This window comes from Klugiella xanthotipulae (genome assembly GCF_006716695.1).
Classification (GTDB): Bacteria; Actinomycetota; Actinomycetes; order Actinomycetales; family Microbacteriaceae; genus Klugiella; species Klugiella xanthotipulae.
The window spans coordinates 305,975-320,633 of sequence record NZ_VFPN01000001.1 but is presented as its reverse complement, the minus strand read 5'-3'; the positions used below and the strand labels follow the sequence as shown (position 1 = coordinate 320,633).

Below are 14,659 nucleotides of genomic sequence, written 5' to 3'. Positions count from 1 at the left end.
CAAGTATTACTTTTATGCGGTCCGTGGTACATCAAACGGATACGCGAGGGTCGGTCTATGCCGTGGACTGGGCCCATGCACACAGTAGTTATTGACGCGATCAACGTGACACAGAGTTTTGGCCACACGCACGCTCTCAGCGGGGTGAGCGTGCGGATCAGCCGCGGTGAGGCGGTGGCGATGATGGGGACGTCCGGTTCGGGGAAAACCACCCTGCTGCACTGCCTGGCCGGTATTACCCAGCCCACCAGCGGCACCGTGCGGCTCGCCCCACCGATCGGCGCGGCGGCGAGTCTGCCCGTGGTCACGGTGAGCGACCTGGGCGACGGCGAACGCTCACGGCTTCGGCGGGAGCGTTTCGGTTTCGTTTTCCAGCAGGGGCTTCTTCTCCCCGAACTGACGGCCGTGGAGAACGCGGCGTTGCCGCTCATGGTGGCCGGTATCTCCCGGACGGCGGCGCAGCAGCATGCTGCACACTGGCTCGCCGCCCTCGGGTTGGGTGGGCTCGAAGATCGACGCATCGGACAGCTTTCGGGTGGCCAAGCCCAGCGTGTGGCCATCGCCCGTGCCCAGGTCAATGCGCCCGACGTGGTCTTCGCCGATGAACCAACCGGCGCGCTCGACTCCACGACCTCCGATGAGGTGATGACGGTGCTCCTCGACTCCACCATTGACCGGGGTGGTGCCCTGGTGGTGGTGACCCACGATGAGGCCGTTGCTGCTCGCTGCCACCGGGTGCTGAGACTGTGTGACGGCCGACTGGTGGGCGGACCCCACGCATGAGAACCCCGACCCTTCCCCTGGATGCCCCACCCCGGCCTGCCGCCGGTTCTCGGTGGGGCCTGCCCTTACTCCTGGTGGCCCACCTCTCCCGGCCCCGACCGGGCGGCTCCGGCTCGCGTGCGGTGCTCATCCTGCCTCTCGTGGCTTTTGCCGCCGCGACCGCGCTCACCCTTACCGTGCTCGCCGGTGTCATCATGTTCCTGGGCTGGGAGGGTCACGAGTTGGATATCTACCCGACGGTTGCGGGTCTGGCCGGGGCCATTCTGGTGATCCCGCTGCTCAGCCTGGGCGCGGCTGCAGCCCGGCTCTCGGCCCACCGCCGCGACGACCGACTCGCCACCCTGCGACTGCTCGGGGCGACGAGCGGCACGGTTTCCGCCATGACCGTCATGGAGTCGGCGATGATCGCCTTCGGGGGTGCGCTGCTCGGCACTCTCCTCTACGGTGTGGGCCTGCCGCTCGTGGGACTTCTCTCGTTTGGTGGTGCCCCGATTGGTGCGGCCGCCCTGATGCTGTCACCGCTCGTCATCGTGGGGGTGGTGGCCGGGATGACCGCGCTCGCCGCGCTCAGCGCCGTGCTGAGTGTGCGCCGGGTGGTGATCTCCCCGCTGGGGGTGCGGATGCGTCGTGACGCCCCGCCGCTCCGTCGTTGGCATTTTGTGGTCGCCGGTGCGGTCATCCTGCTCGCGGTTGGTGCGTTGCAGGTGATGCAGGCGGGCACGTCGTTGCTGGTGATGAGAGTGACCTTTATCGGTGGGTTTGCCGCCGGTATCGGTGTGCTCAACCTGCTCGGGCCACTCGTCATCGCCGCTATTGCGCGTTCCCAGGTGAAGCGGGTCAAGACTCCGGAGCGGCTAATTGCCCTGCGCCAGGTACTCGAATCGCCCGCGGCCACCTGGCGGCAGGTGGGCGGTGTGGCCGTCACCTGTTTTGTGGCGGTGGTTGCCGGTAGTGGCCTGGGGCTGATTAGCCAGGTGCCCAACGGAGACTTGGACGAGCCCAGCCGGGTGCTCTTCAGCGATATGAGCACGGGAATCGTTCTGACCATTGCGATGTCGTTTCTCATGGTGGCCTGCTCGGTGGGGGTGGGCCAGGCCGCGGCGGTGTATGATCGTGCCGATCTGTACCGAAGTCTCCACCTGCTCGGTATGCCCGACCTGATGGTCTCGCGGGCTCGCCGCCGGGCTGTGCTTGCCCCGCTCCGCTGGACGGTTATTGTCTCGGTGCTGGTGGCCGGTGTGCTCGTCTTCCCGCTCGTCGGTCTTGCGGTCGTGCTCGCGCCGCTGAGCGTGCTCACGATTGCGCTCAGCCTGGTCGGGGGAGTTGGCTTTGTATGGCTAGGTGTGTGGGCGACCGAGCCCATCGTGCGGGCGGTGGTGGGGGCCGCGGAATAGTCTGTGCAGTTATCCCGGGGCCAGTCTGCTATTATTGGCCGGTTGCCGTTTAACGGCCGCGGATAAAGAGAGCTGGGGTATCCTGCCACCAGCGCCGCGCAACGAACGAGAGGGGATCCCCACTATGGCACTTGAAGCATCTGTCAAGAAGGCGATCATCGAAGAGTACGCAACCCACCCCGGTGACACGGGTTCCCCCGAGGTTCAGGTGGCGATGCTGACGCGTCGCATCCTCGACCTGACGGAGCACCTGAAGGAGCACAAGCACGACCACCACTCACGTCGTGGTCTGATGCTGCTCGTTGGTCAGCGCCGTCGTCTGGTTGGTTACCTGCGCGATGTTGACATTGCCCGCTACCGTACGCTCATTGAGCGTCTGGGGCTGCGTCGATAACACGAACTTCTTGATGACTGGTCCTGCACGGTTTGCCGTGTGGGGCCAGTTTTTTATTGCGGTGGAACGGTACATCCCGTTTCTGTCTGTCGCCCGCCCGTCGCCACTATTATGGGTACAGTGACTGAGAAAAGCTCGCCCTCGCCCGTTGCCCCCTCACCCGCTAACGCCCCGTGGCGCGCTAGCGTGGACCGCTTCTTTCATATCTCGGAGCGCGGTTCGACCGTAGGCCGCGAAATCCGTGGTGGGCTCGTGACCTTCGTCACTATGGCCTACATCGTGGTGCTGAACCCCCTCATCCTGGGCGGGTTCAGCGCGGAGGCAGCCACACTCGATGTGACGGGCGGCTGGCTCAATGCGAGCCAGGTGGGGGCTGCGACCTCTCTCACTGCGGGCGTCCTCACCATCGTCTTTGGCCTTGTTGCCAACCTGCCCTACGGTCTTGCGGCCGGTCTGGGCATTAACTCGTTCCTCGCGGTGAGTGTGGTGGGCCAGGTGACCTGGGCCGAGGCGATGGGACTCGTGGTGATTAACGGCATTATCATCGTGCTGCTCGCCAGCACCGGCTTGCGCACGCTGATCTTTAACGCAGTGCCGCCCCAGTTGAAAACCGCGATTACCGTGGGGATTGGTCTCTTCATCGCGTTTATCGGGTTTGTCAACTCGGGCTTTGTTCGTTCCAGCGGCAGCGCGTCGCCGCCCGTGCAACTGGGGGAGGCCGGCTCAATTGCCACGGCCCCCACGCTCGTTTTTGTGGTCGGGCTGATTCTGATGGGCGTGCTCACGGCTCGTCGGGTGCGTGGTGCGCTACTGATCGGTATCCTCGGCACCACCGTCCTGGCAATCGCGGTGGAGGCGATCTGGCATCTGGGCCCTAGCTTCACGAATGAGGGTGGCTGGAACCTTAACGTGCCGGAGATCCCCTCGCAGCTGATTGCCGTGCCGGATTTGGGTCTGCTCGGCCAGTTCAACTTTGGTGCGTTTGAGCGCATTGGCGCGCTTGCCGCCTGTATGCTCGTGTTCACACTGGTGTTCACGAACTTTTTTGACGCGATGGGCACGCTCACGGGGCTGAGCAAGGCTGCGGGGTTGGCGGATGAAAACGGCAACTTTCCGCGCCTCAAGTCGGCGCTCGTGATCGAGGGGATCGGTGCGGTTGCGGGTGGGGCCGGGTCGGTATCCTCCAACACGATCTTTGTGGACTCGGCGGCGGGTGTGGGCGAGGGGGCCCGTACCGGGCTTGCGAGCGTTTTCACCGGTCTGCTCTTCCTGGCCGCCATGTTTTTCACGCCGCTCACGCAGGCCGTGCCGCTTGAGGCCGCCGCGGCCGCTCTCGTTGTGGTGGGTGCGCTTATGGTGGTGCAGATTCGGGATATTGATTTCAGTGATTTTGCCATCGCACTGCCCGCTTTCCTCACCATTATCGTGATGCCCCTCACCTACTCAATCGCTAACGGCATCGGCGTGGGTTTCATTAGCTGGGTACTCATCCACTCCATGTCGGGGCGCGGTAAGAACGTGAGCCCGCTGCTCTGGGTGGTTGCGGCCGGATTCCTGCTGTACTTCGCGCGTGGGCCGATTGAGGCGCTGATCCAGTAGGTGCTGCCTCCCGTGCGCGGGGGTTCCTTGATCGTCTCGGCTCACCGCCCTGGCTGCTGTCACCGTGTTTGGCGTTGTTGCCGGGTGAGTTTTCTCCTCCAGACCGAAAAAGTTTCTCTACCCGGAGGAAAAAAGTCACCCTGGTTGCCTGGAGCGCGACGGGCGGGCACCCCGTGTGGGGATGCCCGCCCGTCATCAGCGAGGTGGTGAGAGTTTATAGTTTGGTCCAGGCCTCGGTGAGTACGCCGCGGAGGATCTGCTCGATCTCGACAAACTCGCTCGGGCCGATGGTGAGCGGCGGGGCAAGCTGAACCACGGGGTCGCCACGGTCATCGGCACGGCAGTACAGACCCGCGTCGTAGAGCGCCTTCGAGAGGAATCCGCGGAGCAGACGCTCGGCCTCCTCGTCGTTGAAAGTCTCCTTCGTGGCCTTGTCTTTCACCAGTTCAATGCCAAAGAAGTAGCCGTCGCCGCGCACATCGCCCACGATGGGCAGGTCACGCAGCTTCTCCAGCTCGGCCCGGAAGAGCGGCGAGTTCTCACGCACTCGCTCGTTGAGCTTCTCCTCCTCGAAGATGTCGAGGTTTTCGAGCGCAACGGCTGCCGAGACCGGATGCCCGCCAAAGGTGTACCCGTGGTAAAAGGTGGTCTCGCCCGTCGAGAAGGGCTCGTAAATCTTGTCACTGATGATCGTGGCACCCAGGGGCGAGTATCCGCTCGTCATCCCCTTGGCGCAGGTAATCATGTCGGGCACGTAGCCGTAGGCGTTGCAGGCGAACATCTCACCGATGCGGCCAAACGCGCAGATGACCTCATCGCTCACGAGCAGAACGTCGTACTGGTCACAGATTTCGCGCACTCGCTTAAAGTATCCGGGGGGTGGTGGGAAGCAGCCGCCGCTGTTCTGTACCGGCTCCAGGAATACCGCGGCGACCGTGTCCGGGCCCTCCGCCAGGATCATATCCTCGATGCGGTTGGCGGCCCACTGGCCAAAATCTGCGAGGTTATCACCGTGCTCCGGGGCGCGGTAGAAGTTGGTGTTGGGCACGCGGAAGCCGCCGGGTACGAGCGGCTCAAACATCTCTTTAATAGCCGGGATGCCCGTGATTGTCAGAGCGCCCTGCGGTGTGCCGTGGTAGGCCACCTGGCGGGAGATGACCTTGTATTTGCCGGGCTTGCCCTGGAGCTTCCAGTAGTGTTTGGCCAGCTTGAAGGCTGTTTCTACCGCCTCGCCGCCGCCGGTGGAGAAGAAGACCTTGTTGAGGTCGCCCGGTGCGTAGTCGGCCAGGCGGTCGGCCAGCTCGATTGCAGCCGGGTGGGCGTAGGACCAGATGGGCATGAAGGCGAGTTCTTTTGCCTGGCGCGCGGCGGCATCGGCGAGGCGCTGGCGACCGTGCCCCGCGTTCACCACAAACAGACCGGCGAGACCGTCAAAGTACTTTTTGCCATTGATGTCCCAGATATGGTGGCCCTCACCCTTGGTGATGATGGGCACGCCGTTGGCGACGGTGGACTGACGCGAGAAGTGCATCCAGAGGTGGTCTTGGGCCTTCTTTTGGAGCGACGCGTTATCGCTGGGTGCTGATGGGTTGTAGGACATGGTTTATCGAGTTCCCCAGTTATAGAGTTGCTTGCGGAGTTCTAGAAACACAAAGGTTTCGGTGGATGCCACTCCCGGTAGCTGACGGATCTGGCTGTTGAGCAGGTCAATCAGGTCGGAGTCGCTCTCGCACACGACTTCTACGATGATGTCGAATGATCCCGCGGTGAGGACGAGGTAGTCCACTGCGGAGATCTGTGCAAGACGGTCGGCCACGATTCGTGTGTCGCCGATGACGCGGATGCCGATCATCGCTTGGCGATGAAAGCCCAACTGCATGGGGTCGGTGACGGCAACAATCTGCATCACTCCGGCATCCGTGAGCTTTTGCACACGCTGCCGAACTGCGGCCTCGCTGAGCCCGACGGCTTTGCCGATCTCAGCGTACGAACGCCGCCCATCGTCCTGAAGTTGCTCCACAATCTTTTTGGAGAGCTCATCCAGGGGGAAGGGTTTATTTTTGGCGCTCATCCTGCGATTCTCGCACTAAATTGCCTCTTCTGCAATTGAATCCGTTGCGAGAGCTCCAGATTCGTGATGATTTCCCCCAGTGTTGCTGGCCAATTCGGGGAGTCACCCCTAGTATGGTGGGCATGAGTGAGCGTGTACTAGAAAATTTCATCAATGGCGAGTTTGTTTCGTCACGGTCCACCGACAGTTTCCCCGTTTATGACCCCGCAACCGAGCGGGTGATTGCCACCTCTCCGATCTCCAATGAGGGTGACGTGGATGCGGCTTTCACCGCCGCTGACCGGGCATTCGATTCCTGGGGTGAGAGCACCCCTGCCGAGCGCCAGCTGGCCCTGCTGCGCATTGCGGATGCCATGGAGGCCCGCGCCGAGGAATTTGCGGATGTCGAGTCGCACGACACCGGCAAGCCCCGCCCCAGTCTGGTCGAGGACGAGATTAACCTCTCAATCGATCAGATTCGGTTTTTTGCGGGTGCCGCGCGCATCCTTGAGGGACGCAGCGCCGGTGAGTACATGGCCGACCACACCTCGGTAATTCGGCGTGAGCCTATCGGTGTGGTGGGCCAGGTTACTCCGTGGAACTACCCGCTGAATATGGCCGTGTGGAAGTTTGCCCCGGCCATCGCCGCGGGCAACACCACGGTGCTCAAACCGAGCGACACCACCCCGCTATCCACCCTACTGCTCGCCGAGGTTGCCGCCGAGTTCCTGCCGCCGGGCGTGCTCAACGTGGTGGTGGGAGACCGCACGACGGGGTCGGCGATGGTGGACCATCCCACGCCCCAGTTGATCTCGATTACCGGTTCCGTGCGCGCCGGGATGGAGGTGGCCCAGGCGGGGTCGCGCGACCTCAAGCGTCTGCACCTGGAGCTGGGAGGTAAAGCCCCCGTGATCGTGTTCGACGATGCGGATATCCCGGCAGCCGTCGCCGGAATTGCCGTCGCCGGCTACTTTAACGCCGGGCAGGATTGCACTGCGGCGACCCGGGTGCTCGTACACGAGAATATCCACGACGACTTTGTCGCCGCCCTTGTGGCCTATGCCCGGGACAACGCTCAGACGGGTGCGCCGATGGATGACGGCATCCTCTACGGTGCCCTCAATAACGCGGGCCAGCTGGATCGGGTGAGCAGCATCGTGGGTAACCTGCCGAGCCACGCCACCCTGGAGCTGGGCGGTTCGCGCCAGGGTGACCGCGGTTACTTCTACGAGGCCACCGTGGTCTCGGGTCTGCGGCAGGATGACGATATCGTGCAGCAGGAGATCTTCGGTCCGGTGATTACGGTGCAGAAGTTTTCGAGCGAGTCGCAGGCGCTGACCTGGGCCAACGGCGTGCAATACGGTCTCGCCTCCTCGGTCTGGACCAAGGACCACGGTCGCGCCCAGCGTTGTGCGAAGCGCCTCGACTTTGGGTGCGTATGGATTAACACCCATATCCCGCTCGTCGCCGAGATGCCGCACGGCGGATTTAAGCACTCGGGCTACGGCAAGGACCTGTCTATGTATGGCTTCGAGGACTATACGAGAATTAAACACGTGATGAGCTTTATCGGCGAATAGCCTTTATACTGAGACGCGCGAGGGAGTGGCGGGGGGCTGCTCCCTCGCCTCTTTTTATGATGCACCCCGCTGTATCTGACGACGCGATTTTCCGCCGCATCGCCGTCTGGCCACAACTCGGAATTGCGCGGAACTGTTTATCTGCGCCGCAGGTAGCGGTTGAGGGCCTAGGTCCCCGAGGGAGGCCGTTGCTGCCGCTCCGGGTAAGCTATGTCACACCATGCTAGATCTTGATCTCTCTGCGCACATCACCGCCTTGCGGTCCACGTTTGCCAACATCACCGCCGTCGTCGATGTCACCCGGCTGGTGGCTGAGGTGGCCGACCTCGAGAGCCAAGCCTCCGTGCCTGACCTCTGGGATAACACCGAAAAGGCTCAGCAGATCACGAGCAACCTGAGTCACCGCCAGACGGAGCTGAAGAAGATTCGTGCGGTGGAAGATCGCCTCGACGATCTGGAAGTGCTGGTCGAGTTGGCCAACGCCGAGGGCGACGAGGCCTCAGCCGAGGAAGCCAAGCAGGAGATTCTCGCTATCGAGAAGGTGATCGGTGAGCTTGAGGTGCAGACGCTGCTGAGCGGCGAGTATGACCCCAACCCTGCTGTTATCACGATTCGCGCGGGGGCCGGCGGGGTAGACGCCGCCGACTTCGCCGAGATGCTGCTGCGGATGTACCTGCGCTGGGCCGAGCAGCATAAATATCCCGCCACGGTGATGGACACGAGCTACGCCGAGGAGGCCGGTATCAAATCGGCCACAATCGAGATCGACGCACCCTACGCATTTGGCACGCTGTCGGTGGAGGCAGGCACGCATCGCCTTGTGCGAATGAGCCCCTTCAACTCCGCGGGTAAACGTCAGACGAGTTTCGCCGCGGTGGAGGTGGTGCCATTGATCGCGCAGGCCGAGAGCATCGAGATTCCGGAGAACGATATCCGGGTGGATGTCTTCCGTTCCTCCGGCCCCGGCGGTCAGTCGGTCAACACCACCGACTCTGCGGTGCGCCTCACCCACCTGCCCACCGGAATTGTGGTGAGCTGCCAGAACGAGAAAAGCCAGATCCAGAACCGGGCTGCGGCGTTCCGGGTGCTCCAATCGCGGTTGCTGATTCAGCAGCGCGAGGAGGAGAACGCGAAGAAGAAGGAACTCGCGGGTAACATTACGGCCAGCTGGGGGGATCAGATGCGCAGCTACGTGCTGGCACCCTACCAAATGGTGAAAGACCTGCGCACAGAGTACGAGGTAAACAACCCGCAGGCCGTGTTTGATGGCGACCTGGACGAGTTCATCTCGGCCGGTATCCGCTGGCGCTCACTCAAAGCGGCGCGCACCGAGTAGCTGGAAAAGGGTGGACCGCGTTGTCTTGCCAAACTCCCGCGCGTCGCCAGGTCAAAGCGGAGTGGGGTGCTTAGGCTCGTGACGACATGATTTGGTTTGATAACGTCTCCAAAAAATACCCCGGTACGGCAAAGCCCGCGCTGTCGGACATCAATATCCGCGTCAAGCGTGGAGAGTTTGTCTTCCTGGTGGGTGCCTCGGGCTCTGGTAAGTCCAGTTGCCTGCAGTTGATCCTGCGCGAGGAGCGCGTGACCTCGGGCACTATCAATGTGCTGGGGCAGGATCTCAGCTCGATCTCCAACCGCAAGGTTCCCTACTTTCGCCGTAATCTCGGCGTGGTTTTCCAAGATTTCCGCCTGCTCGGTAACAAAACCGTCTACGACAACGTGGCGTTCAGTCTCCAGGTGATTGGTAAGTCCCGCGGATTTATCCAGGAGGCCGTGACCGACACCCTGGAGATGGTCGGCTTGACCAACAAAGCCAAGCGGATGCCCACCGAGCTGTCGGGTGGTGAGCAGCAGCGCGTGGCGATTGCCCGCGCCATCGTGAATAAACCGGCCATCCTGCTCGCTGACGAACCCACCGGTAACCTTGACCCCAACACGAGCTTGGGCATTATGACCCTGCTGCAGAATATCAATGCGGGCGGTACCACCGTGGTTATGGCCACCCACGAGGCCGGTTTTGTCAACGAAATGCAGCAGCGTGTGATTGAACTGGCCGAGGGCCAGATTGTGCGCGATGAACAGCACGGCGGCTACGGTATTACGGCGGCGCTCCCGATCATCCGTGAGGCGGCCAATGCGGCGGCCGCGGCGGCTGCTGCGGCCCAGGACGTCCCAGAGTCACTCGACGAGGCGATCCAGGCCGAGGTCTCCTCGGGTACCCACGAGGCGTTTGAACTGGGCCTGGAGCCCGAGATCAGCGTGCTCAACGACACCGCGGGTATCGCCCGACGGTTGGGGCTGCGTGACGATGACGCGGACAACGACGATCAGCAGGATGTGGGGCCGGTTCGATGAGGTATGCACTGGTTCTGAGCGAGGTAGGCCAGGGTCTGCGCCGTAACCTGTCTATGGTGATCTCGGTGATCCTGGTCACGTTTGTGTCGCTCACATTTGTGGGCACGGCGATCGTGTTGCAATTGCAGATTACTCAGATGAAGTCGTTCTGGTACGACCGCGCCCAGGTCTCCATTTACATGTGTACAGGATTTGACAGCTCGGATACCTGTGACGGCACCGACGCCACCCCGGAGCAGATCGACGGGATAAAGACCCAGCTTGAGTCGGATACGCTCGCACCATTTATCGACGACTTTTTCTTCGAGGACCACGATGCGGCCTACAAGAACTTCACCGAGCAGTTTGCGGGTAACCCCGTCGTGGATTTTGCGAAGCCCGAGCAGCTTAACCAAACCTTCTGGATCAAACTCAAAGACCCGTCTCAGGCCGACGTGATTAAGGAGACCTTTGCCGGTGTGGCCGGTGTGCAGAGCGTCACCGATCAGCGCAGTTTGCTTGACCGCATCTTCACGGTGCTGAACGCGGCCAGCTATACCGCCCTGTCTATTGCCGGCCTCATGCTGATCGCCGCGGTCTTATTGATCTCCACCACCATCCGACTCTCCGCGTTCTCGCGGCGACGCGAGATTGGGATCATGCGCCTGGTGGGGGCCTCGAACAGGTTCATTCAGACGCCGTTTATCCTGGAGGGCATTATCGCGGCCCTGGTGGGGGCGGTGCTCGCGAGCGCGGCCACGGTGGCGATTGTCAAGTTCTTTGTGCAGGGCTTCCTCGCGGTCAACGTGCCGTTTACGTCTTATATCACGACGGCCCAATCGCTCGTGGTGCCACCCATCCTCATTGTGCTGGGCGTGGTGCTGTCTGGGTTTGCCGCTAAGGTTGCCATTACCCGGTATCTGCGGGTCTAGTTTTCACCGATGACGGGGATGCCCGGGGTTGGCCGTTTCTGACGGGTCCGGGCATCCCCGTCGCTGCTGCTATGCTGTAAGGCTGCCCCGTTCTGGGGTCTGGCTCGGGCCCTCGGCCCCCATACACCCAGGAGAGTGAACGATGCCCAAGGAACGCGGCGAAAAGGTTGTGGCCACCAACCGGAAGGCCCGGCACGACTTCCTGATTGAGGACACCGTTGAGGCGGGTATGGTGCTGCGCGGTACCGAGGTGAAGTCCCTCCGGCAGGGTCGGGCCTCGCTTGTTGACGGCTACGCCTTCATTGAGAACGGCGAGGTATGGCTCGATAACGTGCACATTCCCGAATACTTTAACGGCACCTGGACGAATCACGCCACACGCCGCACGCGTAAGCTGCTGCTGCACAAGCAGGAGATTACCAAGCTGTGGCACAAGACCCGCGAGGGTGGCTACACGCTCATACCGCTCAAACTATACTTCAACGACGGTAAGGCCAAGGTGGAGCTGGCCCTCGCGAAGGGTAAGAAAGAGTACGACAAGCGGCAGACGTTGCGCGAGCGTCAGGATAAGCGTGAAGCGTCACGCGCTATGGCCATGCGCAACCGCCTGGGCGAGTAGCTAGCCGCGGCGGCGGGCCCGGTTGCGGGCCAGCACGAGCCCGGTAATCAGACCGGCCGCACCGAAGATCGCGAGGACAATCCACAGTGGCAGGGCGAAGCTCATCCAGAACACCGTGACGGGTACGGCCTGCACCACGCCGATGTTCTGCACAATCACGATGATGATCGCCAGGGCGATGAGGATGCCGAGCCAGCGTCGGCCGAGCCAGGTGAGCAGTGGAGAGGTGCCCGATCCCGCGCCCGCGGTGCCGGTGTGTGTTGAGTGTGTCATGATGTCCCCCTCATGTTGGCGATCGCACGGCGTGGCCGACGGTCGCATCGCATCGCTGCGTTACCCCATGCTAGCGAGGCTGCTCCCGCACCGGTAGGGGTTTTATTTCGGTGCGAGGTGGGGTTAGAGTGTGCCCGTGATCAATCGTGTGGTTGTGGTGGGGGACGCGCTCATTGACGAGCTGGTGACGGAGCGGGAGACGACGAGCGTTCCCGGTGGTGCCGCCCTGAACGTTGCGGTGGGTCTGTCCCGGCTTGGTGTGCCTGCCTCGCTCATCGCCGCGGTGGGTCAGGACGCCGACGGTGATGCGCTGCGTTTATTTCTCTCCCACCACGGGGTCAGCCTGCTGGCAAGCCCGAGCCCGTTGGGAACCTCCCGCGCCGTCTCAACGCGGGTGGGCGGTGAGCCCACCTACACGTTCAATGAGGCGGCACGCAACCGGCACCTGCGGTTGTACGAGCGGGAGGTGCACGCCCTCGCGGTGGCACCGGCCGTGCTCGTGAGTGGGTTTCCCCTTGACGATGCGGAGGAGACGGATCGGCTGGTGGCGGCCATCACCCATCCGGAGAGCCGTTTGCTGCTGGACGCCAATCCCCGCTCCGGGATGCTGCGCGACCGGGCGGCCTTCGTCGCGGGCTGGGAACGGGTGGCCGGGATGAGCGCACTGGTCAAGGTGGGTGAGGACGACGCAGAGTTGCTCTACGGGCGTCCCCTCGACGACGTGGTGCAGCGACTGCTCGACGCGGGGGTGGGGGCCGTTCTGGCTACCGCCGGTGCCGCCGGTGCCTCGGTCTACACAAGCGCCGGGGTGAGCGTGCACCGGGAGGTGGCTCCACTGCACGGGCCCGTTGTGGATACGATGGGGGCCGGGGACGCGACGTTTGCGGCTGTGGCCGCAGGTATCCTGCACCGGTGGCCCGAGACGGATGCGGAGTGGGGCACCCTGCTGGATCGGGCGATGGGGATTGCCGCCGCCACGGTGCGCCACCCCGGCGCAATGCTGCGTTTCGCTACCGAGGTGGGCTCCGTTGGGGTGGCAGAGACTACTACTGCCAGGCGACCGCGAGGATGATGTTGAGCGTCGTGAGTCCGCCGATGGTGGGCACTACCCAGGCCGGGGGTGTGCTCTTCTTACGGTTCATCATGACCAAGACCACGATGACGACCAGCGCCAGCAGCTTGACACCGATTTTCATATGATCAACCGTGGCGGCGGGGTCCATCTCGTTGATTGTGAGCAGGGCCAGACCGGACACCAGCATGGTAAGCGAGCCGTGGAACATGGCCATGTTGACAACAGCGGTGTGGGACTTGAGCTGCTTGAGCTGCACTATGAAGCCGCCGAGTAGGGAACCGATACCGATGAAGTGCAGGATGAGAAAGATCGTGTGCAGAATATCCATACCCATCAGGGTAGGGCTTTTCTTCGGCCCGGGCCAATCTGGCGGGACCGTACGGAGTTCTGCTAGTTCGGTGCGTCACCCGTGGTGGGTGAATGCAGCCAACCCCGTAACCGGGTGGTGACCCACGGGAGCACCCAGTACGCCATGAGTGGGGTGAGAACGCTCGTGGTGATGAGCACCTTGAGGGCGGTGGGCAGATCGTTCCAGCCGGGCAGCCAGGCCGTCACGAGAAGCGTGAAGGCCAGGTTGACGGGGAAGAATCCCAGCCAGATGCTCGCGGCCTGCTTCCACCGCGGTGGGGCGGGGGCCACCACGGGGATAGGGCCGGTAGCCTCGGGGGAGACATCCGGCACGGGCTCGTCAAACCAGCCCTCGATTCCGGTACGTTTCTGCACTCGGGTGTCGAGGATCATCCCGTGCCCCTCCTCCAGCCAGTCGAGGCGTTCCGTGGAGTCATCCCATGCGTGCAGGGTATCGCGGTCGGAGAAGCGATAGAGCATCAGCCACTGGTGGGAGTCGTTGTGCAGGCGAATCCAGCCAGACCCGAGAAATCCGGGATATTTGTTGGCCTTATTGACGCCGGCCTGGACCCAGCGGGTGACGGTATCGATGTGTTCGGGTAGAACGGTGCGGACGATAGAAACGGTAACGGGCTCGTGGCTCATCCGTCCATGATGCCATCGGTTGCGAGTGGTCGGTGAAAAAGCCCCGTCTCTCCCCCTCGCACAGGGGAGAGACGGGGGACCGTGGGGCGGCAGACTCACCCTGATGCCGTATGACATCAGGGCGGTGGTAGGCGCTACAGTGCGCGTGGTGCCGCAGGGACGAGCAACACCATCACGGCTCTACCCAGCCGCTAGCCCCGGACCCTTCCCGCGTCAGTCCCGATACTGGGGGTCTGTGTTCGAAGCGGGGGTAGACGCGGCTTCGCTCTGCTCCGGCGAGACGGGGTTGTCGTGATCCGGGGTGGGAGTTCCGGTGGATTTTTTTGCTCTGGAAGATGCCGTTCTTAAACGCCCAAAAAGCGAGGTAGAGAACGCCGACCAACAGGATGGCCCACCAGCATTCCTGGAGGAACTGCATAAGTTCATCCACGGTAAAGGATGCTCGAAGTGCGGGTGGGATACTGCGCATTGTTTCTGATCTCTCGATTGTTATGGCGTGGTGGGGGCCGGTGAGAACCAGGCCCCATAAGTAGAGAGAGTCACTTCACCCCGATCATGACGCCGGAGTGGGAAAATTCTGGAAAGTTTTTTTGCGTCGGATCTGTGGTGCGTGTGTTGCACTGCCGGTGG

General features: G+C 62.6%; 15 protein-coding genes. 10 read left to right on the top strand and 5 right to left on the bottom strand.

The features are described from left to right. Nucleotides 1-75 precede the first annotated feature (75 nt). From FB466_RS01470 to FB466_RS01455, 4 genes are all read left to right on the top strand, one after another. Nucleotides 76-783, top strand: a complete 708-nt coding sequence (locus FB466_RS01470) for an ABC transporter ATP-binding protein (protein WP_141915272.1) — start codon at nucleotides 76-78, stop codon at nucleotides 781-783. After that, on the top strand, nucleotides 780-2,177 hold the full coding sequence (locus FB466_RS01465; RefSeq protein ID WP_246054489.1) for an FtsX-like permease family protein: 1,398 nt from the start codon (nucleotides 780-782) through the stop codon (nucleotides 2,175-2,177). The genes FB466_RS01470 and FB466_RS01465 overlap by 4 nt, the downstream gene beginning before the upstream one ends. A gap of 124 nt (nucleotides 2,178-2,301) precedes the next feature. Further along, complete coding sequence (gene rpsO / locus FB466_RS01460) at nucleotides 2,302-2,571, top strand: 30S ribosomal protein S15 (RefSeq protein ID WP_141915270.1); 270 nt, start codon at nucleotides 2,302-2,304, stop codon at nucleotides 2,569-2,571. A gap of 111 nt (nucleotides 2,572-2,682) precedes the next feature. After that, the gene (locus tag FB466_RS01455) at nucleotides 2,683-4,170 is read left to right on the top strand and encodes an NCS2 family permease (protein WP_141915268.1); all 1,488 of its coding nucleotides are present in this window, start codon (nucleotides 2,683-2,685) and stop codon (nucleotides 4,168-4,170) included. A gap of 214 nt (nucleotides 4,171-4,384) precedes the next feature. Here the strand turns inward: FB466_RS01455 and FB466_RS01450 are convergent, their stop codons facing one another. Together FB466_RS01450 and FB466_RS01445 are read right to left on the bottom strand one after the other, a co-directional pair. After that, complete coding sequence (locus tag FB466_RS01450) at nucleotides 4,385-5,770, bottom strand: aspartate aminotransferase family protein (RefSeq protein WP_141915266.1); 1,386 nt, start codon at nucleotides 5,768-5,770, stop codon at nucleotides 4,385-4,387. A gap of 3 nt (nucleotides 5,771-5,773) precedes the next feature. After that, nucleotides 5,774-6,241: an Lrp/AsnC family transcriptional regulator gene (locus FB466_RS01445; protein ID WP_141915265.1), complete on the bottom strand. Its 468-nt coding sequence runs from the start codon at nucleotides 6,239-6,241 to the stop codon at nucleotides 5,774-5,776. Between the two features lie 122 nt (nucleotides 6,242-6,363). Between FB466_RS01445 and FB466_RS01440 the strand changes: the two genes are divergently transcribed. The 5 genes from FB466_RS01440 to smpB all read left to right on the top strand — a co-directional run bounded on the left by FB466_RS01440 (nucleotide 6,364) and on the right by smpB (nucleotide 11,688). Beyond that, nucleotides 6,364-7,800 (top strand): gamma-aminobutyraldehyde dehydrogenase, encoded by a 1,437-nt coding sequence (locus FB466_RS01440; protein WP_141915263.1) that lies wholly within the window; start codon nucleotides 6,364-6,366, stop codon nucleotides 7,798-7,800. A gap of 220 nt (nucleotides 7,801-8,020) precedes the next feature. Then, the gene (gene prfB / locus FB466_RS01435; RefSeq protein WP_141915262.1) at nucleotides 8,021-9,136 is read left to right on the top strand and encodes a peptide chain release factor 2; all 1,116 of its coding nucleotides are present in this window, start codon (nucleotides 8,021-8,023) and stop codon (nucleotides 9,134-9,136) included. 86 nt (nucleotides 9,137-9,222) lie between these two features. After that, complete coding sequence (ftsE, locus tag FB466_RS01430; RefSeq protein WP_246054488.1) at nucleotides 9,223-10,158, top strand: cell division ATP-binding protein FtsE; 936 nt, start codon at nucleotides 9,223-9,225, stop codon at nucleotides 10,156-10,158. Next, nucleotides 10,155-11,069: a permease-like cell division protein FtsX gene (gene ftsX / locus FB466_RS01425; RefSeq protein WP_141915260.1), complete on the top strand. Its 915-nt coding sequence runs from the start codon at nucleotides 10,155-10,157 to the stop codon at nucleotides 11,067-11,069. Before ftsE ends, ftsX begins: the two co-directional genes overlap by 4 nt. Before the next feature lie 142 nt (nucleotides 11,070-11,211). After that, nucleotides 11,212-11,688 carry an SsrA-binding protein SmpB gene (smpB, locus tag FB466_RS01420; RefSeq protein ID WP_141915258.1) on the top strand — a complete coding sequence of 159 codons (477 nt, stop codon included), beginning with the start codon at nucleotides 11,212-11,214 and terminating at the stop codon, nucleotides 11,686-11,688. Here smpB and FB466_RS01415 read toward each other — a convergent pair whose 3' ends face one another. After that, nucleotides 11,689-11,961, bottom strand: a complete 273-nt coding sequence (locus FB466_RS01415; protein WP_141915256.1) for a LapA family protein — start codon at nucleotides 11,959-11,961, stop codon at nucleotides 11,689-11,691. Between the two features lie 136 nt (nucleotides 11,962-12,097). Here FB466_RS01415 and FB466_RS01410 point away from each other — a divergent pair, with 136 nt between their 5' ends. Next, entirely contained in the window at nucleotides 12,098-13,033 is a 936-nt protein-coding gene (locus tag FB466_RS01410) for a PfkB family carbohydrate kinase (protein WP_141915255.1), read from the top strand. Here FB466_RS01410 and FB466_RS01405 read toward each other — a convergent pair. Together FB466_RS01405 and FB466_RS01400 are read right to left on the bottom strand one after the other, a co-directional pair. Continuing rightward, nucleotides 13,008-13,364: a hypothetical protein gene (locus tag FB466_RS01405; RefSeq protein WP_141915253.1), complete on the bottom strand. Its 357-nt coding sequence runs from the start codon at nucleotides 13,362-13,364 to the stop codon at nucleotides 13,008-13,010. The two genes, FB466_RS01410 and FB466_RS01405, sit on opposite strands and share 26 nt — an antisense overlap. A gap of 62 nt (nucleotides 13,365-13,426) precedes the next feature. Then, the gene (locus FB466_RS01400; RefSeq protein WP_141915252.1) at nucleotides 13,427-14,029 is read right to left on the bottom strand and encodes an antibiotic biosynthesis monooxygenase; all 603 of its coding nucleotides are present in this window, start codon (nucleotides 14,027-14,029) and stop codon (nucleotides 13,427-13,429) included. Nucleotides 14,030-14,659: the final 630 nt, after the last annotated feature.